This window comes from Paraburkholderia sp. SOS3 (assembly GCF_001922345.1).
In the GTDB taxonomy this organism is placed as follows: Bacteria; Pseudomonadota; Gammaproteobacteria; order Burkholderiales; family Burkholderiaceae; genus Paraburkholderia.
The window spans coordinates 95,560-119,389 of record NZ_CP018811.1 but is presented as its reverse complement, the minus strand read 5'-3'; the positions used below and the strand labels follow the sequence as shown (position 1 = coordinate 119,389).

Sequence of the window (23,830 nt, the reverse complement as noted above, 5' to 3'; positions counted from 1 at the left end):
GGCTGCAAAGGGACACATCCAAGATGGCAAAAATCTTCTGCGTTGCGAACCAGAAGGGCGGAGTCGGCAAAACGACGACAGCTGTCAATCTCGCCGCGAGCCTCGCATCGCAGGGACAACGTGTTCTGCTTATCGATCTCGATCCGCAGGGCAACGCGACGATGGGCAGCGGTATCGACAAGGCCGCGTGCGAGAACACCGTCTATGAGGTGCTGTGCGACGGCGTCGCGGTAGCCGACGCGCGCGTCAAATCCGAAGCGGTTTCCTACGATGTGCTGCCGGCGAACCGCGAACTCGCGGGCGCCGAGATCGAGCTGGTCGGTGTCGAAAACCGCGAGCGTCAACTGAAGGAAGCGCTGCTGCATGTCGTCGAAGACTACGATTTCGTGCTGATCGACTGCCCGCCGGCGCTGTCGCTGCTGACGCTGAACGGCCTGTGCGCCGCGCACGGCGTCGTGATCCCGATGCAATGCGAGTACTTTGCGCTCGAAGGTCTGTCGGACCTCGTCAATACGATCAAGCAGGTTCACGCGAACATGAATCGCGATCTGAAAGTGATCGGCCTGTTGCGCGTGATGTTCGATCCGCGCATCACCTTGCAGCAACAGGTGTCCGACCAGTTGAAAGAGCATTTCGGCGACAAGGTGTTCGACGCGGTCATCCCGCGCAACGTGCGTCTGGCCGAGGCGCCCAGTTACGGGCTGCCCGGCGTCGTGTTCGACCGTGCGTCGCGCGGCGCGCAAGCCTACGTGCAGTTCGGCGCGGAAATGATCGAACGGGTGCGCGCGCTATGAGTACACAACGCCAATCGTCGAAATCGGATCGAGGAAACACGATGAACGCAGTAGCAAGAAAGAAGGGGCTAGGCAGAGGACTCGAGGCACTGCTTGGCGGAAGCGCGGACATCACGGAAGCGGTCAAGATCGATGGTGCGCCGCATACGCTGCCGTTGTCGCGGATGCAGGCGGGCAAATACCAGCCGCGTACGCGGATGGACGAGGGCGCCTTGCAGGAGCTCGCGGCGAGCATCCGTGCGCAGGGTCTGATGCAGCCGATTCTCGTGCGGCCGATTGGCGGCGACAGATTCGAAATCATCGCGGGCGAGCGCCGCTATCGCGCCGCGCATATCGCGGGCCTCGAAGAAGTGCCGGTGCTCGTGCGCGACGTGCCGGACCAGGCCGCCGCGGCGATGGCGCTGATCGAGAACATCCAGCGCGAAGATCTAAACCCGCTCGAAGAGGCGCAGGGCATCCAGCGTTTGCTCGACGAATTCAAGTTCACGCACGAGCAGGCGGCGGAATCGGTCGGCCGCTCGCGCAGTGCGGTATCGAACCTGCTGCGTCTGCTGAATCTTGCGGCGCCTGTGCAGACCATGCTGCTCGCTGGCGATCTCGATATGGGTCACGCGCGCGCGCTGCTTGCCGTCGACTCGGCGACGCAGATCACGCTCGCAAACCAGGTTGTCAACAAGGGCATGTCGGTACGCGAAACCGAAAAGCTCGTGACCGCGACCAACAAGGCCACGCCGGCGCCGAAAGCGCGCATCGACCACGACGGCGGCCGCGATACGCGGCGCCTCGAAGAAGAACTGTCGGATCTGCTCGCGGCAACGGTGAAGATCAAGCTCGGCCGCCGCGGACGGGGCCAGGTAACGGTCGAATTCGGCGACCTGGACGCGCTCGAGGGTATTCTCGCGCGTCTGCGTGGCACCAACGCTCCTGCGTAAGCGCGTTCGATCGTGCCGTCAGCGGAACGCGCGTCGACGCCCGCGCACCATGTGCTGCGGGCCGTCTGGCTATTCGTCGCAAAGGAACCGGTGCTCGCGATCCTCGCGATCGCACTGATCCTGTTGCAAATCCTCCACCCGCGCGCATGGACGTCGCTGCCGTCGCTCGTCGACTGGCAGACCGTGCTGACGCTCACCGGTCTGCTCATCCTGACGAAAGCCGTGGAACGCTCAGGATTCCTGATGTGGTCCGCGCATCGTGTCGTTCATCATATCCATACGGAGCGCGCGCTCGCGTGTCTGCTGATCGGGCTCGCGGCCGCATTATCGACACTACTGACAAACGACGTCGCGCTCTTCGTCGTCGTGCCGCTTGCGTTGTCGCTGCACAAACTGACGCCGTTGCCGCTCAGGCGCCTCGTCATCTTCATCGCGCTCGCGGTCAACGCGGGCTCGATTCTGACACCGCTTGGTAATCCTCAGAATCTGTTCCTGTGGCAAACGAGCGGCGTGTCGTTCGGCCGCTTCGTCTGGGCGCTCGCGCCATTATGCGCAGTGCTGATGGCGATGTTGTATGTGATGACGGCAGTGTCTTTCCGCGGCGCGCCGCTCGATCTGTCGAAGGACGTCGAGCCGCATCCGGTGGACCGGCCGCTCGTCGGCGTGGCGGCTTTGCTGTTCATCGCATTCGTCGTGCTCGCGGACGCGCATCGTCCCGGCATCGGCCTTGCGGGCGTCGCAATCGGTTTTCTGCTGTGGCGCCCATCGATTGTGCTGAAGATCGACTGGCTGCTGCTGCTGATCTTTGTGCTGATGTTTATCGTGCTGCGCAGCGTCGCCGCGTTGCCGTTCGTCCATCAGTCGGTGAGTGCGTGGCACCTCGCGACGCCATTCAGAACCTATGTGGCAGGCGCGGTTTTGTCGCAAGGCATCAGCAACGTTCCGGCTGCGATCATGCTCGCTGAATTTTCCAAAGACTGGCGCGCGCTCGCATTCGGCGTCAGCGTCGGCGGCTTCGGTTTCGCGATCGGCTCGCTCGCGAATCTGATCGCGATGCGGCTCTCGAACGAGCGCGGCATGTGGACGCAGTTTCATCTTTTTTCAGTGCCTTTCTGGATAATCGCCGGCGTGTTCGGCGGATGGATTCTGCTGCATTTCTGACATCGGCCTTCGCTGCATGAAGCATCGGCGAAGGGAAGGAAAAATGTCGAAAAGCGCGCGACTTCGATGCATTGGCAGGTCGCTTACAATCGCAGGGCGATTCATTCAAAAAAGGCATATTTGCGTGTCGCGAGACACGCCGCCACGGTATTTATTGAGTACCCTAAAGTCTTGAATTGGTTGCAACTATCGCTTACAATCCCCCGGATTTATTTGCTTGGCACCCCCGTAAGCGGTGAGTAAGCTCGCGGGCTGAACAGAACTTGGCGGGACACTGCAATGGCGGTACAAAAGTCGGACGCGGCGCTGCATCAAGCGCCGAAGCAAAGCGACGACAAACACCGTACTGAGCATGGCGTCTCTGGAACGGCTTCAGATCCATCGAAAGTTCAGCACGTTGTTCAGCGTAATGAGCAGCGAACCGGGCATGACGATGCGTGGGATGTCGAGCAGCAAGATAACAATATCGTTCCGCTCACTCGGGCAGAGGCTGAGAAGCTATTCGGTCCGAACGTGAGTCGTCCATCGCGCGTTACGCCTTACAAGGTCGTGGCGGCGCAAATGGTTTTGTCCCTGGGTGCGACGCTGCTGTGGTGGCTGTTCTACAAGCCGCCGGGCGATGCTGCGCTGTCCGCATTTCTCGGGGGAGCGATTTGCTGGGTGCCGAGCGCGTTGTTCGCGGCACGTCTGAAGAAGTTGAGCGGCGCCGAGACGGTGATGAGCTGGATGATCGGCGAAGCGCTCAAGATGGGGGCGACGATCGCCATGTTCGTTGCCATCGCGTTCGGGTATCACGGCGTGCAGTGGGTTCCGCTGCTCGTGACCTACCTGGTCGCGCTCAAGACGTACTGGATAGCACTAGCCTGGCGGTAACGCAGGTCAAGCGAAGGTAAAGAACACTGGCTGACGCGGCAACGCGTCGCCGAACGGCGTGCGGGCTCGAGACGGCTCGCACCGGGTTGGCCTGCGACGCGAACGGCGGCAGGCGGCCTGGAACGATTTTCGACAATTTGGGTGGCAATAACGATATGGCAGCTAGCGAAGGAACGCGCGCTCTGGATCCGTCCGAGTACATCGCGCATCACTTGCAGAATTTCTCCACCGCGCATCAGACGTCGATTTTCGACATCCATGTCTGGAATCTGGATACGCTCTTCTGGTCGATCGTTTGCGGCCTCGTCACCATCCTCATCTTGCGCCTCGCTGCGCGCAAAGCCACGCCGGGCGTTCCGGGCCGCTTCCAGTGCGCGGTCGAGATGCTCGTCGAAATGGTCGAAGACCAATCGAAAGCGATGATCCACGGCAACCGCCGTTTCATCGCGCCGCTCGCGCTCACGGTGTTCGTTTGGGTCGCGCTGATGAACGCGCTCGACTTCATCCCCGTCGACCTGCCGGGCCGCGTGATCGGCTGGCTGGGCCTCTCGGAAATCATCCCCCATCATCGCATCGTGCCGACGGCAGATCTGAACGGCACGCTCGGCATCGCGCTCGGCGTGTTCGTGCTGATGATTTACTACAACTTCAAGATCAAGGGCGCGGGCGGCTTCGTGCACGAACTGCTGTCGGCCCCGTTCGGCGCGCATCCGCTTTTGTGGATCCCGAACCTTGCACTGAACATCATCGAGTTCGTCGCCAAGACGGTTTCGCTCGGCATGCGGCTTTTCGGCAACATGTACGCGGGTGAACTGCTGTTCCTGCTGATCGCCCTGCTGGGCAGCATCTGGAACTTCGGTGCGGACACGACGGTGCTTGGCTTCATCGGCCATGTGATCGCGGGCAGCGTGTGGGCGATCTTCCACATCCTGATCGTTCTGTTGCAGGCGTTCATTTTCATGATGCTGACGCTGGTGTATATCGGCCAGGCACACGACAGCCACTAACCCCGGTCCTGTCGGCTAAAAGAATCGCTTTTATTTTTCTAAATCCCAGTTCCAAAAAGACTTTTCACAAAGGAGTGATCATGCAAGCTTTCATCGCCAACATCCAGGGTCTGACCGCCATCGGTATCGGCATCATCATCGGCCTGGGTGCAATCGGCGCCTGTATCGGTATCGGCCTGATGGGCGGCAAGTACATCGAAGCGTGCGCCCGCCAGCCGGAACTGATGAACCCGCTGCAAACGAAGATGTTCCTGCTCGCGGGTCTGATCGATGCGGCGTTCCTGATCGGCGTTGGTGTGGCCATGCTGTTTGCGTTCGCGAACCCGCTGCTGTCGAAGCTGGCAGGCTGAGGTTCCTCGGAACTGCGCGCCCTGACCTATAACAGGAATGGCGCTAAGCGGAACGGGTACTGGGCGCTGATCGAGCACTGATTCGATGAGCGCCTTGCCGTTTCCCGTCTCCCCGTCCGAACTAGCAACATTTAAGGAAACACCGTGAATCTCAACGCAACTCTGTTTGCGCAAATGGTCGTGTTCCTGATCCTCGCGTGGTTCACGATGAAGTTCGTGTGGCCGCCGTTGGTCAACGCCCTCGACGAGCGCGCGAAGAAAATCGCCGATGGCCTGTCGGCTGCCGAAAAGGGCAAGGCGGAACTCGAAGCCGCGCACAAGCGCGTCGGCGAGGAGCTTGCGCAGGCTCGCAACGACGGCCAGCAGCGCATCGCCGAAGCCGAAAAGCGCGCCGTGTCCGTCGCTGACGAAATCAAGGCGCAGGCGCATGCCGAAGCCGCCCGGATCATCGCTCAGGCGAAGGCCGATGCCGACCAGCAAATCGTGAAGGCGCGCGAAGCGCTGCGCGGTGAAGTGGCGGCGCTTGCGGTGAAGGGTGCCGAACAGATCCTGAAGCGTGAAGTGAACCAGTCGGTTCACGCCGATCTGCTGAATCAACTCAAAACCGAGCTCTGATCATGGCCGAACTTGCCACCATCGCCCGTCCGTACGCTGAAGCGCTGTTTGCCGTCGCGCAAGCGGGCGACGTCAACGCCTGGTCCACGCTCGTGCAGGAACTGGCTCAGGTTGCGAGCTTGCCCGAAGTCGAATCGGTCGCGACGAGCCCGAAGGTGGGCCGCGCGCAGGTCGTCGACCTCGTGCTCGCCGCGGTGAAGTCGCCACTTAAAGACGACGCGCAGGCAAAGAACTTCGTGCAGATGCTGGTCGACAATCACCGGCTGCCGCTGTTGCCGGAAATCGCGACGCAGTTCGACGCGCTGAAGAACGCACGCGAAGGCGCGGCCGATGCGCATATCGTGAGCGCATTCCCGCTCGAAGGCCAGGCACTGGACGAACTCGTCGCGGCGCTCGAGCGCAAGTTCAAATGCAAGCTGAAGCCGACCGTCGAAGTGGACGCGTCGCTGATCGGCGGCGTGCGCGTGACGGTGGGCGACGAAGTGCTCGATACCTCGGTCCGCGCGCGGCTCGCCAGAATGCAGACGGCGCTGACCGCGTGATTTTGCAGACGTCGGCGCGTGAATCGCAGAGCCGCTGGCACGCAACAGAATTGACTATCAGGAGCGAATAATGCAACTCAATCCCTCTGAGATCAGCGAGCTGATCAAGAGCCGGATCCAGGGCCTTGAAGCGAGCGCAGACGTTCGCAACCAGGGCACCGTGATCTCCGTGACCGACGGCATCGTGCGCATTCACGGCCTGTCGGAAGTGATGCAGGGCGAAATGCTCGAATTTCCGGGCAACGTGTACGGCCTCGCGCTGAACCTCGAGCGCGACTCGGTCGGCGCCGTGATTCTGGGCGAATACGAAAGCATCTCGGAAGGCGACATCGTCAAGACGACGGGCCGCATTCTCGAAGTGCCGGTCGGCCCCGAACTGGTCGGTCGCGTGGTCGATGCGCTCGGCAACCCGATCGACGGCAAGGGCCCGGTCAACGCGAAGCTGACCGACGCGATCGAAAAGATCGCGCCGGGCGTGATCTGGCGTAAGTCGGTGTCGCAGCCGGTGCAAACGGGTCTGAAGTCGATCGACTCGATGGTGCCGATCGGCCGTGGCCAGCGCGAGCTGATCATCGGCGACCGTCAGTGCGGCAAGACCGCGGTGGCTGTCGATACGATCATCAACCAGAAGGGCAAGGATCTGATCTGTATCTACGTCGCGATCGGCCAGAAGGCTTCGTCGATCATGAACGTGGTGCGCAAGCTCGAAGAAACGGGCGCGCTCGAATACACGATCGTCGTCGCCGCTTCGGCGTCGGAATCGGCTGCGATGCAATACCTCGCGCCGTATGCCGGTTGCACGATGGGCGAATACTTCCGCGACCGCGGCCAGGACGCGCTGATCATTTACGACGATTTGACCAAGCAGGCCTGGGCCTACCGTCAGATCTCGCTGCTGCTGCGCCGTCCGCCGGGCCGCGAAGCGTATCCGGGCGACGTGTTCTATCTGCACTCGCGTCTGCTCGAACGCGCCGCGCGCGTGTCGGAAGAGTACGTCGAGAAATTCACGAAGGGCGAAGTGAAGGGCAAGAGCGGCTCGCTCACGGCGCTGCCCGTGATCGAAACGCAAGCCGGCGACGTGACCGCGTTCGTTCCGACGAACGTGATTTCGATTACCGACGGCCAGATCTTCCTCGAAACCGACCTCTTCAACGCAGGCATCCGCCCGGCGATCAACGCCGGCGTGTCGGTGTCGCGAGTCGGTGGCGCGGCGCAGACGAAGGTCGTGAAGAAGCTGTCGGGCGGTATCCGTACCGACCTCGCGCAGTACCGTGAACTGGCGGCATTCGCGCAGTTCGCATCGGACCTCGACGAAGCGACCCGCAAGCAGCTCGAGCGCGGCCGCCGCGTGACGGAACTGTTGAAGCAGCCGCAGTACCAGCCGCTGCAGGTGTGGGAACTGTCGGTCGCGCTGTTCGCCGCGAACAACGGTTACCTCGACGATCTGGAAGTGAAGGACGTGCTCGCATTCGAGCGCGGCCTGCGCGAATACCTGAAGACGAGCCACGCCGATCTGATCAAGCGCATCGAAGATAACAAGGACCTGTCGAAGGACGACGAAGCCGCGCTGCATGCGGCTCTGAAGGACTTCAAGAAGTCCGGCGCTTATTGATCGCGTACTGAGCCGATCCGCGAGACATAACCGGACCTCGAAGCAGCGCGGGCAACTGAAGCAGCGAAATAAGCCCGCGCGGTTTCGATCAAGGAGCAAGCAATGGCTGGAATGAAGGAAATTCGCGGCAAGATCAAGAGCGTGCAAAACACGCGCAAGATCACGAAAGCGATGGAGATGGTCGCGGCATCGAAGATGCGCCGCGCCCAGGAGCGCATGCGCGCTGCCCGTCCGTACGCCGACAAGGTCCGTGACATCGCCGCGCACATGAGCCGTGCGAACCCCGAGTATCGCCATCCGTTCATGGTGGCGAACGAGGGCGCGAAGACGGCCGGTTTCATCCTCGTCACGACTGACAAAGGTCTGTGCGGCGGGATGAACACGAACATCCTGCGTGCGTCGCTGCAGAAGTTCAAGGAGCTCGAAGCCGAAGGCAAGACGATCGACGCAACGGCGATCGGCAGCAAGGGCCTCGGTTTTCTGAACCGTCTGCGCGCGAAGGTCGCATCGAACGTCGTGCAGCTCGGCGACACGCCGCACCTCGAGAAGCTGATCGGCGCGGTGAAGGTGCAGCTCGACCTGTACTCGGAAGGCAAGGTCTCGGCGGTGTACCTCGCGTACACGCGCTTCATCAACACGATGAAGCAGGAGCCCGTGATCGAGCAGCTGTTGCCGCTGTCGGCCGAGAAGTTCGAGGCGACGGAAGAAGGCGACAAGGCGACGCCGAGCACGTCGTGGGACTACATCTACGAGCCGGACGCGCAGACGGTGGTCGACGAACTGCTCGTGCGTTATGTCGAAGCGCTGGTCTATCAGGCCGTCGCGGAAAACATGGCGTCGGAACAGTCGGCACGCATGGTCGCAATGAAGGCCGCTTCGGATAACGCAAAGACGGTCATCAACGAGTTGCAGCTGTCGTACAACAAGAGCCGCCAGGCCGCGATCACGAAGGAACTGTCGGAGATCGTCGGCGGCGCCGCGGCAGTCTGAGCGTAGCGACGACGCGCCAGGCGACTGAAAGCAATCGAAAGCGACCGCGCAAAGAAAATGAGCTGCGGGCAACCAACCGCGCCGTAGCGCGAGTGAAGAATTGAGTATCTAAAGGAAAAGCGATGAGTACAACTGCTTTGGTAGAAGGCAAGATCGTACAGTGCATCGGCGCGGTGATCGACGTGGAATTCCCGCGTGAACACATGCCGAAGGTGTACGACGCGCTCATTCTCGAAGGTTCGGAGCTGACGCTCGAAGTCCAGCAGCAGCTGGGCGACGGCGTGGTCCGCACCATCTGTCTGGGTTCGTCCGATGGTCTGCGCCGCGGCGTCGTGGTGAAGAACACCGCGAAGCCGATCAGCGTGCCGGTCGGCAAGCCGACGCTGGGCCGCATCATGGACGTGCTGGGCCGCCCGATCGACGAAGCGGGCCCGATCGCGAGCGACACGATGCGCTCGATCCACCAGAAGGCGCCGGCGTTCGACGAACTGTCGCCGTCCACCGAGCTGCTCGAAACGGGCATCAAGGTGATCGACCTGATCTGCCCGTTCGCGAAGGGCGGCAAGGTCGGTCTGTTCGGCGGTGCGGGCGTGGGCAAGACCGTCAACATGATGGAGCTCATCAACAACATCGCGAAGGAGCACGGCGGTTACTCCGTGTTCGCGGGCGTGGGCGAGCGTACCCGTGAGGGCAACGACTTCTACCACGAAATGAAGGACTCGAACGTTCTCGATAAGGTCGCGCTCGTGTACGGCCAGATGAACGAGCCGCCGGGCAACCGTCTGCGCGTTGCGCTGACGGGCCTGACGATGGCCGAGCACTTCCGTGACGAAGGCCTCGACGTGCTGTTCTTCGTCGACAACATCTACCGTTTCACGCTGGCTGGCACCGAAGTGTCGGCACTGCTCGGCCGTATGCCGTCGGCCGTGGGCTATCAGCCGACGCTCGCTGAAGAAATGGGCAAGCTGCAAGAGCGCATCACGTCGACGAAGACCGGCTCGATCACGTCGGTGCAGGCCGTGTACGTGCCTGCCGATGACTTGACGGACCCGTCGCCGGCTACGACCTTCGGCCACCTGGACGCAACGGTCGTGCTGTCGCGTGACATCGCGTCGCTCGGTATCTACCCCGCGGTGGACCCGCTCGATTCGACATCGCGCCAGATCGATCCGCACGTGATCGGCGAAGAGCACTACGGCATTACGCGCTCGGTCCAGCAAACGCTGCAGCGCTACAAGGAATTGCGCGACATTATCGCGATTCTGGGCATGGATGAACTGTCGCCGGAAGACAAGCTGTCGGTCGCTCGCGCGCGCAAGATCCAGCGTTTCCTGTCGCAGCCGTTCCACGTCGCGGAAGTCTTCACGGGCTCGCCGGGCAAGTACGTGCCGCTGAAGGAAACGATCCGCGGCTTCAAGATGATCGTCGAGGGCGAGTGCGATCACCTGCCGGAGCAGGCGTTCTACATGGTCGGCACGATCGACGAAGCCTTTGAAAAGGCCAAGAAGATCCAGTAACGGCTGGGTGTAACGAAGGTGGCGCCGGCCGGCGTGTATCGGTACGCGTGACGTATCCGACGTATCCGGTCCGCTTCAACCGGCGCCTCGTCCTACACTCAACCTGTCGACAGGAGTCGAGACTTTATGGCAACTATCAAGGTAGACGTCGTCAGCGCGGAAGAGGAAATCTTCTCGGGCCAGGCGAAGTTCGTCGCGCTGCCGGGCGAGGCGGGCGAGCTCGGCATTCTGCCGGGCCACACGCCGCTGATCACGCGGATTCGTCCGGGTGCGGTGCGTATCGAGGCCGAGAATGGCGAAGAGGAATTCGTGTTCGTCGCCGGCGGCATTCTCGAGGTGCAGCCCGGTGCGGTGACGGTTCTGGCCGACACGGCGATCCGCGGCAAGGATCTCGACGAGGCGAAGGCCGAGCAGGCCCGCAAGCGCGCGGAAGAGGCGCTGCAGAACACGGGCTCGAACCTTGAATACGCAACCGCGCAGGCGGAACTCGCGTATGCGACGGCTCAGCTTGCGGCGATCCAGCGTCTGCGGAAACTGCGCGGACAGCACTAGGAAGCACCGTCGTCGACTCGCGCGACGATGATAGAAAGGCAGCCCTCGCGGCTGCTTTTTTATTTGGGCGGCGTGCCGGCTTCTTCGGCGCACGCCGAACGGTGAGGGAAAGCCTCGATGCCGCGCACGATACAGCCGGCGCACAATCTTTTCGCCACCAGTTTCCTTCAGCGGGCATCCCTTTCCAGCATTCACCTTCGACGAGACTGCGCGAAGCGCGTCAAAGCACGACCTTCGCTCGTCCGGTCGGCACAGGACTCAGGAGGCAAGCATGCAAGCGACAGGCACCCCCGCACAGATTGCGCCGAAAGACGGCCTCTCATACGTGCGCGGCTCAACCGACATCCCGCTTAGCACCGCGACGGTCGGCCAGTTCCTGCGCGAGACCGCACGACGCTTTGCCGACCGGCCAGCCGTCGTATTTCGCGAGCAACGCATCCGCTGGAGCTGGAAAGCGTTCGCCGAAGAGGTCGACATTCTGGCGTCCGGTTTCACGGCGCTCGGCATCGGCAAAGGCGATCGCGTCGGCATCTGGTCGCCGAATCGCATCGAATGGCTGCTTACGCAGTTCGCGACTGCACGTATTGGCGCGATCCTCGTCAACATCAATCCTGCGTACCGGCTCGCCGAACTCGAATTCGCGCTGAACAAGGTCGGCTGCAAGGCGATCGTCGCGGCCGAACGCTTCAAGTCGTCGATGTACCTCGACATGCTCGGCGAGCTCGCGCCGGAACTCGCGACGCAAACGCCCGGCGACCTGCGCATCGCGCGCTTGCCCGATCTGCGCATCGTGATCCGCCTCGGCGACACGGAAGCGCCGGGCATGCATTGCCTTTCGGAAGTGATCGAACTCGGCCGCGAGACGCTCGATACGGCGAAACTCGACGCGATCGCCGCGAGCCTGTCGCCGCACGATCCGATCAACATCCAGTTCACGAGCGGCACGACAGGCAGCCCGAAAGGCGCGACGCTGACGCACAGCAACGTCGTCAATAACGCGCGTTTTATCGCCATGGCGATGCGGCTCTCGGAGCACGATTCGCTGTGCATTCCCGTGCCGCTGTATCACTGCTTCGGCATGGTGCTGGCGGTGCTCGCGTGCGTGTCGGTCGGCGCGAACATGGTGTTCCCGGGCGAAGCATTCGACCCGGCGGCGACGCTCGCGGCCGTCGCCGAAGAACAATGCACGGCGCTGCATGGCGTGCCGACGATGTTCATCGCCGAGCTCGATCACCCCGGCTTCGACACCTTCGATCTCTCGCATCTGCGCACCGGCATCATGGCCGGCTCGCCGTGCCCGATCGAGACGATGAAGCGCGTCGTTTCGAAGATGCATCTATCGGAGATCACGATCGCGTACGGGATGACCGAGACGAGCCCGGTGTCGTTCCAGAGCTCGACCACCGATCCGCTCGACCGGCGCACGACGACCGTCGGCCGCGTGCAGCCGCATCTCGAAGTGAAGGTCGTCGATGCCGCCGGCAACATCGTGCCGGTCGGCGAAATCGGCGAACTCTGCACGAAGGGCTATTCGGTGATGCGCGGCTACTGGAACGACGATGCGAGAACGCGCGAAAGCGTTGTCGACGGCTGGATGCATACGGGCGACCTCGCCGTGATCGATGCAGACGGCTACTGCAATATCGTTGGCCGCCTGAAGGACATGCTGATCCGCGGCGGCGAAAACATCTACCCGCGCGAGATCGAGGAATTCCTATTTCGCCACCCAAAGATTCAGAGCGTGCAAGTGTTTGGCGTGCCTGATCCCAAATACGGCGAGGAGGTTTGCGCCTGGATCGTGTTGCGCTCCGGCGAGCAGATGACTGCAGACGATGTCCAGGCGTTTTGCCACGGCCAGATCGCGCATTACAAGGTGCCGAAGACCATCCGCTTCGTCGACGAGTTGCCGATGACGGTGACCGGCAAGATCCAGAAGTTCGTGATGCGCGAGCGGATGATCGAAGAGCTGAAGCTAGCGGTCGGCAAGACCGCCTGAGCGCTGCGGGCGGCGAGCACGGCAACGGTGCGCAAACCGAGGGTGCGCAGACCTCAAATGCAAAAAGCGCGTCGAGAACGACGCGCTTTGGGGAGCGCCAACCGCTGCAGTGCGCAAACGTTTAGCGAGGCAAAAAAAAAGCGGGCCTGGAGCCCGCTAAAAACCACACGCTACGGGGTTAGCGCGAGGAGACCAAAGGAGGAATCGACTCGACGACGCGATCGTCGACACGACTCCAACAGGGATGCCCCTTCGCAGGGACCCGGCAATCTGCCGACCGGCTTGGTAAAAGATGTCCGCTCACACCGCACACCAAGCCACATCCGTGTTGAACCCGTGAGAGGCATTGTGGGCGAATTAAACCGGGAGCGCGGTAACAAAGTGTTTCAGGTTGTAACGCCCGCCAGATAAGGCTCTCCGGGATTTTTTGCCGTTATTTTCCGGTTAAAAGTTCGTTTTTACCGATCGGCTGAAATCGAATAAATCGTAGACAGCTAATTCGAGTGGCGCTGCATTTGCGCTGCTTCACCGCGCATATGCAGCAAGCATTTTTACCTTGAATAAGCGGGTCCGCCGCGAGAATCGGTTGAAGCGTAGTCGTTCTGAATCGCTTTGCAAGATGGGAAACAGTCGTTCGCAAGAAATGATGCGGCGCAGCGCGCGACCGCGGCTGCGCGGTCCTGGACGACGACGCCGTCAAAGAAATGAAGCGCACGGCGGAATGAAGCCCTCGGCGCCGCACCGGCTACAGGTTCACCGCGTCGGAGCGCGCGTGTTATCGCCGGTGCGCGCCGGCTCCCGGATCTACTTCAGCCACTTGTCCGAAATAGCCTGATACTCGCCGCTTTCTCGCGCGAGATGCAGCCATTGGTCGACATATTGCTGAAAAACGACGTCGCCGCGCGGCACCATCCACGCCTTCTCGCCGTACTGGAACGGCTGGTCGGGATGCACCGAGCAAAGGCCAGGATTGAGCTTCTGCTGCAGGAGCGTTTCAGACGCGTCGGTGACCATGACGTCCGCCTTGCCCGCCAGGATCTGCTTGAACACGGTCACGTTATCCGCGTAGACGGTCAGTTTCGCGTGCGGGAAGTACTGCTTGGCGAAGCGCTCGTTCGTGCCGCCCGGATTCACGATGACGCGTGTCGACGGCTGGTCGATCTGTTCGACCGTCTGGTACTTGCGCACATCGTCGCAACGGACGATCGGCGTCTTGCCGTCGACCTGATACGGCTGCGTGAAGAATGCGCGCTTTTGCCGGTCGAGCGTCGTCGATACGCCGCCCACCGCGATATCGCACTTCGCGATGAAATCGTTCGTCAGGTTTGGCCACGTCGTCTTGATGAACGCCGCTTTCACGCCGAGCGACTTCGCGAGCGATTCGACCATATCGATGTCGATGCCTTCGAACTGACCGTCCGGTTTGTAATACGAGTAGGGTTTGTAATCGCCGGTCGTGCATGCACGCAAGGTGCCGCGCGCGATCACTTCATCGAGCCGCGACTGCGACGAACCCGCAGCGGCGACCGTCGATGACGACGGCGCCTGCGCACCGGCCGGACCCGCATACAACAGCGCCCCGGACAACACGCAGGACAGCGCGCCTGCGAAGGTGCGTGACAACACGCGTTGCGAAACGGATAACGCTTTGCTCATGGAATCTCCTCTTCAAGGCGCCGTCCATTCTACGTAGCGAGCGCTGAAAACCGTCGCTGACGCGGCAACCCGGCCTGACGGATCAAGCGATGTTCGGCGCAGACAACCGGTGACCGGCCAGCGATGCCCGCGCAAACGCGTGTCCGGTAGAATGGCCCTTTGCTTTCAGGCTTACGCGACGTGGCTCAACAACTGATCAACGACACCTTCCTGCGCGCGCTGCTGCGCGAGCCGACCGACTACACGCCGATCTGGCTCATGCGACAGGCGGGCCGCTATCTGCCCGAATACAACGCGACGCGTAGCCGTGCCGGCAGCTTCCTTGGCCTCGCGAAGAACCCCGACTACGCCACCGAAGTAACGCTGCAGCCGCTCGAGCGCTATCCGCTCGACGCCGCGATCCTGTTCTCCGACATTCTGACGATTCCCGACGCGATGGGCCTCGGCCTCGAGTTCGCTGCCGGCGAGGGCCCGAAATTCGCACACCCGGTGCGCACCGAAGACGACGTCGCGCGCCTCGCGGTACCCGACATCGACGCGACGCTGCGCTACGTGACCGATGCGGTCAGCCAGATCCGCCGCGCGCTGACCGATGCGCAAGGTCGGCAGAGCGTGCCGCTGATCGGTTTTTCGGGCAGCCCGTGGACGCTTGCGTGCTACATGGTCGAAGGCGGCGGCTCGGACGACTTCCGCACCGTGAAGTCGATGCTGTACGCGCGGCCGGACCTCATGCATCGCATTCTCGATGTGAACGCGCGCGCGGTTACCGCCTATCTGAATGCTCAGATCGAAGCGGGCGCGCAGGCCGTGATGATCTTCGATACGTGGGGCGGCACGCTTGCGGACGGAATCTATCAGCGCTTCTCGCTGCACTACATCGAACAGATCGTGAGCGCGCTCGAGCGCGAGCACGAGGGGCGCCGCGTGCCCGTCATCGCCTTCACGAAGGGCGGCGGCCTGTGGCTCGAAGAAATTGCCGCGTCAGGCGTCGACGCAGTCGGTCTCGACTGGACCGTGAATCTCGCGCGCGCGCGCGAACGCGTCGCGGGCAAGGTCGCGCTCCAGGGCAACATCGACCCGTCGGTGCTGTTCGCGCCGCCGGCCACGATCCGCGCCGAGGCGCGCGCGGTGCTCGACAGCTATGGCAATCACCGTGGCCACGTGTTCAATCTCGGGCACGGAATTTCGCAGTACACGCCGCCCGAGCACGTCGCGGAACTCGTCGACGAAGTGCATCGGCATAGCCGTGCGCTACGCGCAGCGGGCGAGGCGTAAGCGATCAGCACTACGTCAAGGTGATGACAGTTTTGTTGCGTCGCAATGACGTGGGCTCTCGCCCTAAGGGGAAAATTACATTCCACAGCCCGTCGAATGGCGTTCTGCTGGTTGTCAAGGCTTGACTTATACACATTCATCACGCTGCGGCGCGGAAGAGGGGCGCGAGGTCAGATTGTGCTTGCCAAACGCGGGAACTTCGTGTGAGCGCCTTAGCCAGTAAGGGTTTGACCGGGGCCGGAACATATGTGCGGGAAACCACAAAAGGCCCACGTGGACTCGGTCTGCGAGCACGCGGGACCAAGTTCTCAACAAAGTTATCCACAGGACCCGGAAGCAGCCAATTGTTCTGCCGAATCCAAAACTTAGCGCCAAATGTGATGTTTCACTTTAAGTTCGGTGAGGCCACGCGCGCGTGTTCGCTGTCTGTGCTGATTCGCGCATCGGCGGCGCGTCGCTGCGTCGGCTTGTGAGCCAGATGTTCGTCCGGGTCGCGCTCGACCATCCGCTGCCGACTCTTTTCGATTACCGATGCGAAATGGGCGCCGTCGAGGCCGCGCCGCAACCCGGCATGCTCGTCAGTGTGCCGTTCGGCAAGCGGATGGTGGTCGGTCTCGTCTGCGAAGTGGCTGCTCACAGCGAGGTGCCGGAAGATCGCCTGCGCTCGGTGGATAACCTGTGCAGCGCATGCCCGCCGCTGTCCGCGTCATGGCTCGAGCTTGTGTCGTTTGCGGCCGACTACTATCAGCGCGGCCTCGGCGAAGTTGCATTGCCGGCGCTGCCGCAGGCGCTGCGCGATGCGTCGCGGTGGACGCGGCTGCTCGCGCCCGAAGAGCATTATCGGTTGCTGGCGGCCGGGCGGGATTCGTTGCCCGATGCGTTGCCGGTGCGCGCGAGCGCGCTGCGGCGGCTGGCCGACGAGCTCGTGCGCGCCGGATCGCTGTCGGCAGCCGAAGCGCGGGCGCTGCATCCGAAGGCGGTGGCTACGCTCGACGCCTGGCGGGCGAAAGGCTGGGTCGAGCTCGAGGTGATCGAGGCTGCGGCCGCGTCGACGTCGCCGGCCGCGACGGCCACACCGGGCGGCATCCAGACGCCCGCCGCATCAATCGACGACGCCCACCCGGCCGCCACGCTGCCCACGCTCACCGACGAACAATCCGCCGCCGTCTCCGCGATCCACGACGCGCACGGCTTCGCCGCCTTTCTGCTGCACGGCGTGACCGGCAGCGGCAAAACGGAGGTCTACCTACGCGCGCTAGCCGCTTTGCTCGCGACGGACCCGACCGCGCAAGCGCTGGTGCTCGTGCCCGAAATCAATCTGACGCCGCAATTCGAAACCGCGTTTCGCGCGCGTTTTGCCGCGCTCGACGACGGTGCCATCGTCACGCTGCACAGCGGCCTTGCCGAAGGCGAGCGCGCGCGCAACTGGTTCGCCGCGCACACGGGCCGCGCGCGCATCGTGCTCGGCACGCGCCTCGCGGTGCTTGCCTCGCTGCCGCGTCTCGCGATTATCTGCGTCGACGAGGAGCACGACCCGGCCTACAAGCAGCAGGAAGGCCTGCGTTATTCGGCGCGCGACCTCGCGATCTGGCGCGCGAAGCAACTGGGCATTCCGGTCGTGCTCGGCTCGGCGACGCCGTCGCTCGAAAGCTGGTGGCAAGCGGACCAGGGCCGCTACAAGCGGCTGACGCTTGCGCGCCGCGCCGTCGCCGACGCCGCACTACCGGCGGTCAAGCTGATCGATCTCGAAGACGAACGGCGCCGCGGCCGCGCATCGGTGGAAGGCCTGTCGGGTCCGCTGATCGCCGCGCTGAAAGCGCGTCTCGAGCGCGGCGAGCAGAGCCTCGTGTTTCTGAATCGGCGCGGCTACGCACCGCAACTCGCTTGCGACGCGTGCGGCTGGGTCGCGGGCTGTCCGCGCTGCAGCGCGTACGTCGTGCTGCACAAGCCCGAGCGCGCGCTGCGTTGCCATCACTGCGGCTGGGAGGCGCGCATTCCGCGCGCGTGCCCCGAGTGCGGCAACGTCGATATCGCGCCGCTCGGTCGCGGTACGCAGCGCGTCGAGGAAACGCTCGCGACGGTCGTGCCGGGCGCGCGCGTGCTGCGCATCGATGCCGACAGCACGCGCCGCAAAGGCAGCGCGCAGGCGCTGTTTTCGGATGTGCACGCGGGCGAAGTCGACATTCTCGTCGGCACGCAGATGGTCGCGAAGGGTCACGATTTTCGTCGCGTATCGCTGGTTGGCGTGCTGAATGCGGACATGGCGCTGTTCTCACACGACTTTCGCGCCGGCGAGCGCCTCTTCGCGCAGCTGATGCAGGTCAGCGGCCGTGCGGGCCGGGCCGGCCTGCCCGGCGAAGTGCTCGTGCAAACGCGCTATCCGCGGCATGCGCTGTATCACGCGCTTTCGCGTCACGACTACATCGGCTTTGCGAACGCAACGCTGGCCGAACGGCGCGACGCGCATCTGCCGCCGTTCGTCTATCAGGCGATGCTGCGTGCCGAGGGCCGCACGCTGGAGGCCGCGCTCGCGTTTTTGCAGCAAGCCGCGCGGGCGCTGCATGAGATTCCCGCGGCCGAACGCGTGACGGTGTATGACGCTGTGCCGCTGACTATCGTGAAGGTGATGCATGTGCATCGCGCCCAGCTGCTCGTCGAAAGCGCGTCGCGTGCGGCGCTGCAAGCGACACTGCGCGCATGGCAGCCGATGCTTCGCACGCTTAAAGGCGTACTGCGCTGGAGTATCGAGGTCGATCCGCTCGATATCTGAACGGATATCGGCGTCCGCGCAAATCCGTTGCCGTATGTTTTAGCGAGAATCGGCATGCGGCCTGTCGCCATCGGACTCGCGGAAATGAATGATCAGCGATACGAAACATACGCTGCCGGCCGGCGCGTATCCATCGACGGGCTAAAAGCACAAGCATCGCCGGGTTCGTCGCCTTTGCGGCGGTGTCGCTGTCAGTATCGCGATCGGTTACGTGCTGTTCGCGCCGTACTTGAACAGCTTGGGGCAGGGCTCGTGAGCACCGCCGCGCCTGGCCGGTCCGCACGGTGCATACCGCCGCTCGCGGAACCTGCAAATGTGGCCGCTGACCTCGCCGCGCGCCGGCCGCGGTGCGCCGGTTGCCGATACCGCGCCGACGATCGGCATTCCATCGAACAGAGCATTCCCGGCCTCGCTGTCTTCAGTTCAGGCTTCGGTGCGAGCGTGACCACGACGCGGCGGTGCACGCTGCACGACCGCTTCGTGTCGCCCGACGACGCCTGCAATCCGTTCGCGCAAAGGCACGCGCCTTCGCGCCGATGTTCGTGCCGGCCGCCTGCGCGCACGCGCATGGTGGACCGGCACGGCACGACAGACCCCGCGCTACACCCTGCCGCAACCCGCTGGCAACCTGCAACCGCAAGAACCTGACGCGTCGTTAGCCGCGAACGCGCACGTTGCCGGAACGTACATTCCGGCGCGGCCCACGCTCGCCACGTGACGCGCCGCTCGCGGCGCCGCGGATGAACAGCGCCGCGCACATCGCACACAGGGTCCAGATTGCTGCGACTACCCACCACTTTTCCATTTCACTTCTTCCCTGATTACCGGTCGTTTTTACTTGTTAAATGCAACTACGCGTATTGCTTTCCTGTATAACGGCGCGCCGCGCCAATCGCTTAGGGTGTCGCGCAAACTTTATCGCCAGGGAAAGTACCGAGCGCCGCTGTGGTGCGACCAGCCGCTCGCGGGTTCCGGAAAGCCTTGCCCAGCAAGGATTCGGCGTGGGTGCAACCAAGCTTGCAAACTGGTTGCACCTTTTTATTGAGAGAGGTACGATGCGCCAACTTTTCAGTCTCTGGCCGGTGCCCGCGCGCCGGCGCTTCAGCATCAAGAAGGAAACATGGCGAGCACTACCCTCGGCGTCAAAGTCGACGATCTCCTGCGTTCCCGGCTCAAAGACGCCGCCACGCGCCTCGAGCGCACGCCGCACTGGCTGATCAAGCAGGCGATCTTCGCGTACCTCGAAAAAATCGAGCACGGCCAGCTTCCCGCGGAACTGTCCGCCACCCACAGCGGCGTCGATCTCGAGGGCACCACCGGCGCCTCGGACGAAGACAGTGCCTCGCATCCCTTCCTCGAATTCGCGCAAAGCGTGCAGCCGCAATCGGTGCTGCGCGCGGCGATCACGGCCGCGTACCGCCGGCCGGAGCCCGAGTGCGTGCCGTTTCTGCTCGGCCAGGCGCGCCTGCCGGCGAACCTTGCCGCCGACGTCCAGAAGATGGCCGCGAAGCTCGTCGAAACGCTGCGCTCGAAAAGCAAGGGCGGCGGCGTCGAAGGGCTGATTCACGAGTTCTCGCTGTCGAGCCAGGAAGGCGTCGCGCTGATGTGCCTCGCCGAAGCGCTGCTGCGCATTCCGGACCGCGCGACGCGCGATGCGTTGATTCGCGACAAGATCAGCAAGGGCGACTGGCGCTCGCACGTCGGCCACGCGCCGTCGCTGTTTGTGAACGCGGCGACGTGGGGGCTTATGATCACCGGCAAGCTCGTGACGACGAATAGCGAAACGGGGCTTTCGTCGGCGCTCACGCGCATGATCGGCAAGGGCGGCGAGCCGCTGATCCGCAAGGGCGTCGATATGGCGATGCGCCTGATGGGCGAGCAGTTCGTCACCGGCGAGAACATCTCGGAGGCGCTCGCGAACAGCCGCAAATACGAAGCGCGCGGCTTCCGTTACTCGTACGACATGCTCGGCGAAGCAGCGACTACCGAAGCGGACGCGCAGCGCTACTACGCGTCGTACGAGCAGGCGATTCACGCGATCGGCAAAGCCGCGGGCGGCCGCGGTATTTACGAAGGCCCCGGCATTTCGATCAAGCTTTCCGCGCTGCATCCGCGCTATTCGCGCTCGCAGCAGGAACGCACGATGAGCGAACTGCTGCCGCGCGTGCGCGCGCTCGCGATTCTCGCGCGCCGCTACGACATCGGCCTCAATATCGACGCCGAAGAAGCGGACCGCCTCGAAATCTCGCTCGATCTGCTCGAAGCGCTGTGTTTCGATCCGGAGCTCGCGGGCTGGAACGGCATCGGTTTCGTCGTGCAGGCGTACCAGAAGCGCTGCCCGTTCGTGATCGACTATATCGTCGACCTCGCGCGCCGCAGCCGTCACCGCATCATGGTGCGGCTCGTGAAGGGCGCGTACTGGGACACGGAAATCAAGCGCGCGCAGGTGGACGGCCTCGAAGGCTATCCGGTGTACACGCGCAAGATCTATACGGACGTGTCGTATCTCGCGTGCGCGAAGAAGCTGCTCGGCGCGCCCGACGCGGTTTATCCGCAATTCGCGACGCACAATGCGCACACGCTGTCGGCCATCTATCACCTCGCGGGCCAGAACTACTACCCGGGCCAGTACGAGTTTCAATGCCTGCACGGCATGGGCGAACCGCTCTACGAGGAAGTGACGGGCCGCGACAAACTGAACCGTCCGTGCCGCGTCTACGCGCCGGTCGGCACGCATGAAACGCTGCTTGCGTATCTCGTGCGCCGTCTGCTCGAGAACGGCGCGAACACGTCGTTCGTCAATCGCATCGCCGACGAAACCGTGCCGGTCAAGGAACTCGTCGCCGACCCGGTCGAGGACGCATCGAAGATCGTGCCGCTCGGCGCGCCGCACGCGAAGATTGCGCTGCCGCGTCAGCTCTATGGCGCCGAGCGCGTCAATTCGATGGGCCTCGATCTGTCGAATGAACATCGGCTCGCGTCGCTGTCGTCGGCGCTGCTCGCAAGCGCGCATCATCCGTGGCGCGCCGCGCCGATGCTCGCCGACGACGCCGCGGCCATCCACGGCGGCACCGCGCGCGACGTGCGCAACCCGGCCGATCATCGCGATCTGGTCGGCACGGTCGTCGATGCGACACCCGAGCATGTGAGCGCGGCGCTGACGCACGCGCTGGCCGCCGCGCCGATCTGGCAGGCGACGCCCGTCGACGCGCGCGCCGATTGCCTCGCGCGTGCCGCCGATCTGCTCGAAGCGCAAATGCACACGCTGATGGGCCTCGTCGTCCGCGAAGCCGGCAAGTCGCTGCCGAACGCGGTGTCGGAGATCCGCGAAGCGATCGACTTCCTGCGCTACTACTCGATGCAGATCCGCAACGAGTTCTCGAACGATACGCACCGGCCGCTGGGCCCGGTTGTCTGTATCAGCCCGTGGAACTTCCCGCTCGCGATCTTCATGGGCCAGGTGGCCGCGGCGCTGGCGGCCGGCAATACGGTGCTCGCCAAACCGGCCGAGCAGACCTCGCTGATCGCCGCGCAAGGCGTGCGCATTCTGCGCGAAGCCGGCGTGCCCGCGGGCGCGGTGCAACTGCTGCCCGGCGACGGCGAAACGGTCGGCGCGGCGCTCGTCGCCGATGCACGCACGCGCGGCGTAATGTTCACGGGCTCGACCGAAGTTGCGCGGTACATCAATAAAACGCTGTCCGAGCGCCTCGATGCGGACGGCAAGCCGATTCCGCTGATCGCCGAAACCGGTGGCCAGAACGCGATGATCGTCGATTCGTCGGCGCTCGCGGAGCAGGTCGTCGCGGACGTGCTGCAATCGGCATTCGACTCGGCCGGTCAACGCTGTTCGGCGCTGCGCGTTCTTTGTCTGCAGGAAGATATTGCGGACCGCACGCTCGAGATGCTGACCGGCGCGATGAAGGAACTGGCGGTGGCGAACCCCGACCGTCTGTCGACCGACGTCGGGCCGGTGATCGACGCGCAAGCGCAGCGCGGCATCGATGCGCATATCGCGGCGATGCGCGAGAAGGGCCGCAACGTCGTACAGATGCCGATGCCGGAAGGCTGCGCGGCCGGCACCTTCGTGCCGCCGACGCTGATCGAACTCGACAGCATCGACGAACTGAAACGCGAGGTGTTCGGGCCCGTGCTGCATGTGGTGCGCTATCGCCGCAGCGCGCTCGATAAGCTGCTCGAGCAGATTCGCGCGACCGGTTACGGGCTCACGCTCGGCATCCACACGCGCATCGACGAGACGATCGCGCATGTGATTAGCCGCGCGCACGTGGGGAACATCTACGTGAATCGCAACGTGATCGGCGCCGTGGTCGGTGTGCAGCCGTTCGGCGGCGAAGGTCTCTCGGGCACCGGGCCGAAGGCGGGCGGCGCGTTGTATCTGCAGCGGCTGCTCGCGAAGCGGCCGGCGGGCTTGCCGAGGTCGCTCGCGCAGACGTTGATCGCGGACGCGCCGGTGCAGCAGCCTGCGCTGGCATCCGCATCCGCGCAGAACGGCGCGGCGGCCAACGCAGCGGGAAGCGGAACAGGCGACGGCGCCGCAGGCAACGACAAGCCATCGGCCGCGCTGACCGCGCTGCGCGACTGGCTGATCGCCGAGCGCGAGCCCGCGCTCGCGGCGCGCTGCGACGGCTACATCGCAAACGTGCCGGCTGGCGCGACGGCGGTATTGCCGGGCCCGACCGGCGAGCGCAATACGTATTCGCTCGGCGCGCGCGGCACGGTGCTGTGCATCGCGTCGACGGCAAGCGGCGCGCGCGTGCAACTCGCGGCCGTGCTGGCGACCGATAATCGCGCGCTGTTCGAGGGCGCGGCAGGCGAGGCACTCGTTGCTGCGCTGCCCGCCTCGCTGAAACGCTATGCGAGCACGAAGAAGAATGCCGATGCCTCGTTCGATGCCGTGCTGTTCGAAGGCGACAGCGACGAACTGCTCGCGCTGACGAAAGAGATCGCGAAGCGCGATGGTCCGATCGTCTCCGTGCAGGGCGTCGCGGCACGGGCGCTCGAAAACGGCGACGAAGACTATGCGCTCGAGCGTCTGCTGACGGAGCGTTCGGTCAGCGTGAACACGGCGGCGGCAGGCGGTAATGCGAATTTGATGACGATCGGCTGAGCGAACCTTCGCCAATCGATTCAAAAAAACGGCAGCGGCACGGCGACCCCGACATCCGCT

At 63.6% G+C, this 23,830-nt stretch carries 17 protein-coding genes; 16 read left to right on the top strand and 1 reads right to left on the bottom strand.

Translation table 11 applies throughout. The features are described from left to right. Nucleotides 1-23: 23 nt before the first annotated feature. The 13 genes from BTO02_RS00520 to BTO02_RS00460 all read left to right on the top strand — a co-directional run bounded on the left by BTO02_RS00520 (nt 24) and on the right by BTO02_RS00460 (nt 12,941). Nucleotides 24-794 carry a ParA family protein gene (locus tag BTO02_RS00520; RefSeq protein ID WP_075155354.1) on the top strand — a complete coding sequence of 257 codons (771 nt, stop codon included), beginning with the start codon at nt 24-26 and terminating at the stop codon, nt 792-794. Nucleotides 795-835: 41 nt separating this feature from the next. Further along, nucleotides 836-1,726 carry a ParB/RepB/Spo0J family partition protein gene (locus tag BTO02_RS00515; protein ID WP_075155353.1) on the top strand — a complete coding sequence of 297 codons (891 nt, stop codon included), beginning with the start codon at nt 836-838 and terminating at the stop codon, nt 1,724-1,726. A 12-nt stretch (nt 1,727-1,738) separates the two neighbouring features. Continuing rightward, a complete protein-coding gene (locus BTO02_RS00510; protein ID WP_075155352.1) occupies nt 1,739-2,887 on the top strand; it encodes an SLC13 family permease in 1,149 nt (382 codons plus the stop codon). A 279-nt stretch (nt 2,888-3,166) separates the two neighbouring features. Then, on the top strand, nt 3,167-3,760 hold the full coding sequence (locus BTO02_RS00505) for an ATP synthase subunit I (protein ID WP_075155351.1): 594 nt from the start codon (nt 3,167-3,169) through the stop codon (nt 3,758-3,760). A 155-nt stretch (nt 3,761-3,915) separates the two neighbouring features. After that, entirely contained in the window at nt 3,916-4,767 is an 852-nt protein-coding gene (atpB, locus tag BTO02_RS00500) for a F0F1 ATP synthase subunit A (protein ID WP_075155350.1), read from the top strand. Nucleotides 4,768-4,847: 80 nt separating this feature from the next. Beyond that, on the top strand, nt 4,848-5,117 hold the full coding sequence (gene atpE, locus BTO02_RS00495; RefSeq protein WP_007180033.1) for a F0F1 ATP synthase subunit C: 270 nt from the start codon (nt 4,848-4,850) through the stop codon (nt 5,115-5,117). 144 nt (nt 5,118-5,261) lie between these two features. Further along, on the top strand, nt 5,262-5,732 hold the full coding sequence (locus BTO02_RS00490; protein ID WP_075155349.1) for a F0F1 ATP synthase subunit B: 471 nt from the start codon (nt 5,262-5,264) through the stop codon (nt 5,730-5,732). 2 nt (nt 5,733-5,734) lie between these two features. Continuing rightward, nucleotides 5,735-6,274 carry a F0F1 ATP synthase subunit delta gene (locus BTO02_RS00485; protein WP_075155348.1) on the top strand — a complete coding sequence of 180 codons (540 nt, stop codon included), beginning with the start codon at nt 5,735-5,737 and terminating at the stop codon, nt 6,272-6,274. Nucleotides 6,275-6,344: 70 nt separating this feature from the next. After that, nucleotides 6,345-7,886 (top strand): F0F1 ATP synthase subunit alpha, encoded by a 1,542-nt coding sequence (atpA, locus tag BTO02_RS00480; RefSeq protein ID WP_075155347.1) that lies wholly within the window; start codon nt 6,345-6,347, stop codon nt 7,884-7,886. 102 nt (nt 7,887-7,988) lie between these two features. After that, nucleotides 7,989-8,876, top strand: coding sequence for a F0F1 ATP synthase subunit gamma (atpG, locus tag BTO02_RS00475; RefSeq protein WP_075155346.1), 888 nt, complete (start codon nt 7,989-7,991; stop codon nt 8,874-8,876). Nucleotides 8,877-8,998: 122 nt separating this feature from the next. Next, a complete protein-coding gene (gene atpD / locus BTO02_RS00470) occupies nt 8,999-10,393 on the top strand; it encodes a F0F1 ATP synthase subunit beta (protein WP_075155345.1) in 1,395 nt (464 codons plus the stop codon). A gap of 126 nt (nt 10,394-10,519) precedes the next feature. Next, nucleotides 10,520-10,945, top strand: a complete 426-nt coding sequence (locus BTO02_RS00465; RefSeq protein WP_075155344.1) for a F0F1 ATP synthase subunit epsilon — start codon at nt 10,520-10,522, stop codon at nt 10,943-10,945. A 271-nt stretch (nt 10,946-11,216) separates the two neighbouring features. Then, complete coding sequence (locus BTO02_RS00460) at nt 11,217-12,941, top strand: AMP-binding protein (protein WP_075155343.1); 1,725 nt, start codon at nt 11,217-11,219, stop codon at nt 12,939-12,941. Nucleotides 12,942-13,745: 804 nt separating this feature from the next. Here the strand turns inward: BTO02_RS00460 and BTO02_RS00455 are convergent. After that, a complete protein-coding gene (locus BTO02_RS00455) occupies nt 13,746-14,597 on the bottom strand; it encodes a transporter substrate-binding domain-containing protein (RefSeq protein WP_075155342.1) in 852 nt (283 codons plus the stop codon). Nucleotides 14,598-14,777: 180 nt separating this feature from the next. Here BTO02_RS00455 and hemE point away from each other — a divergent pair, with 180 nt between their 5' ends. From hemE to putA, 3 genes are all read left to right on the top strand, one after another. Then, nucleotides 14,778-15,872: a uroporphyrinogen decarboxylase gene (hemE, locus tag BTO02_RS00450; protein WP_075155341.1), complete on the top strand. Its 1,095-nt coding sequence runs from the start codon at nt 14,778-14,780 to the stop codon at nt 15,870-15,872. A gap of 478 nt (nt 15,873-16,350) precedes the next feature. Continuing rightward, entirely contained in the window at nt 16,351-18,642 is a 2,292-nt protein-coding gene (locus BTO02_RS00445) for a primosomal protein N' (protein ID WP_075158488.1), read from the top strand. 1,120 nt (nt 18,643-19,762) lie between these two features. After that, nucleotides 19,763-23,770 (top strand): trifunctional transcriptional regulator/proline dehydrogenase/L-glutamate gamma-semialdehyde dehydrogenase, encoded by a 4,008-nt coding sequence (gene putA, locus BTO02_RS00440; protein ID WP_075155340.1) that lies wholly within the window; start codon nt 19,763-19,765, stop codon nt 23,768-23,770. Nucleotides 23,771-23,830 lie beyond the last annotated feature (60 nt).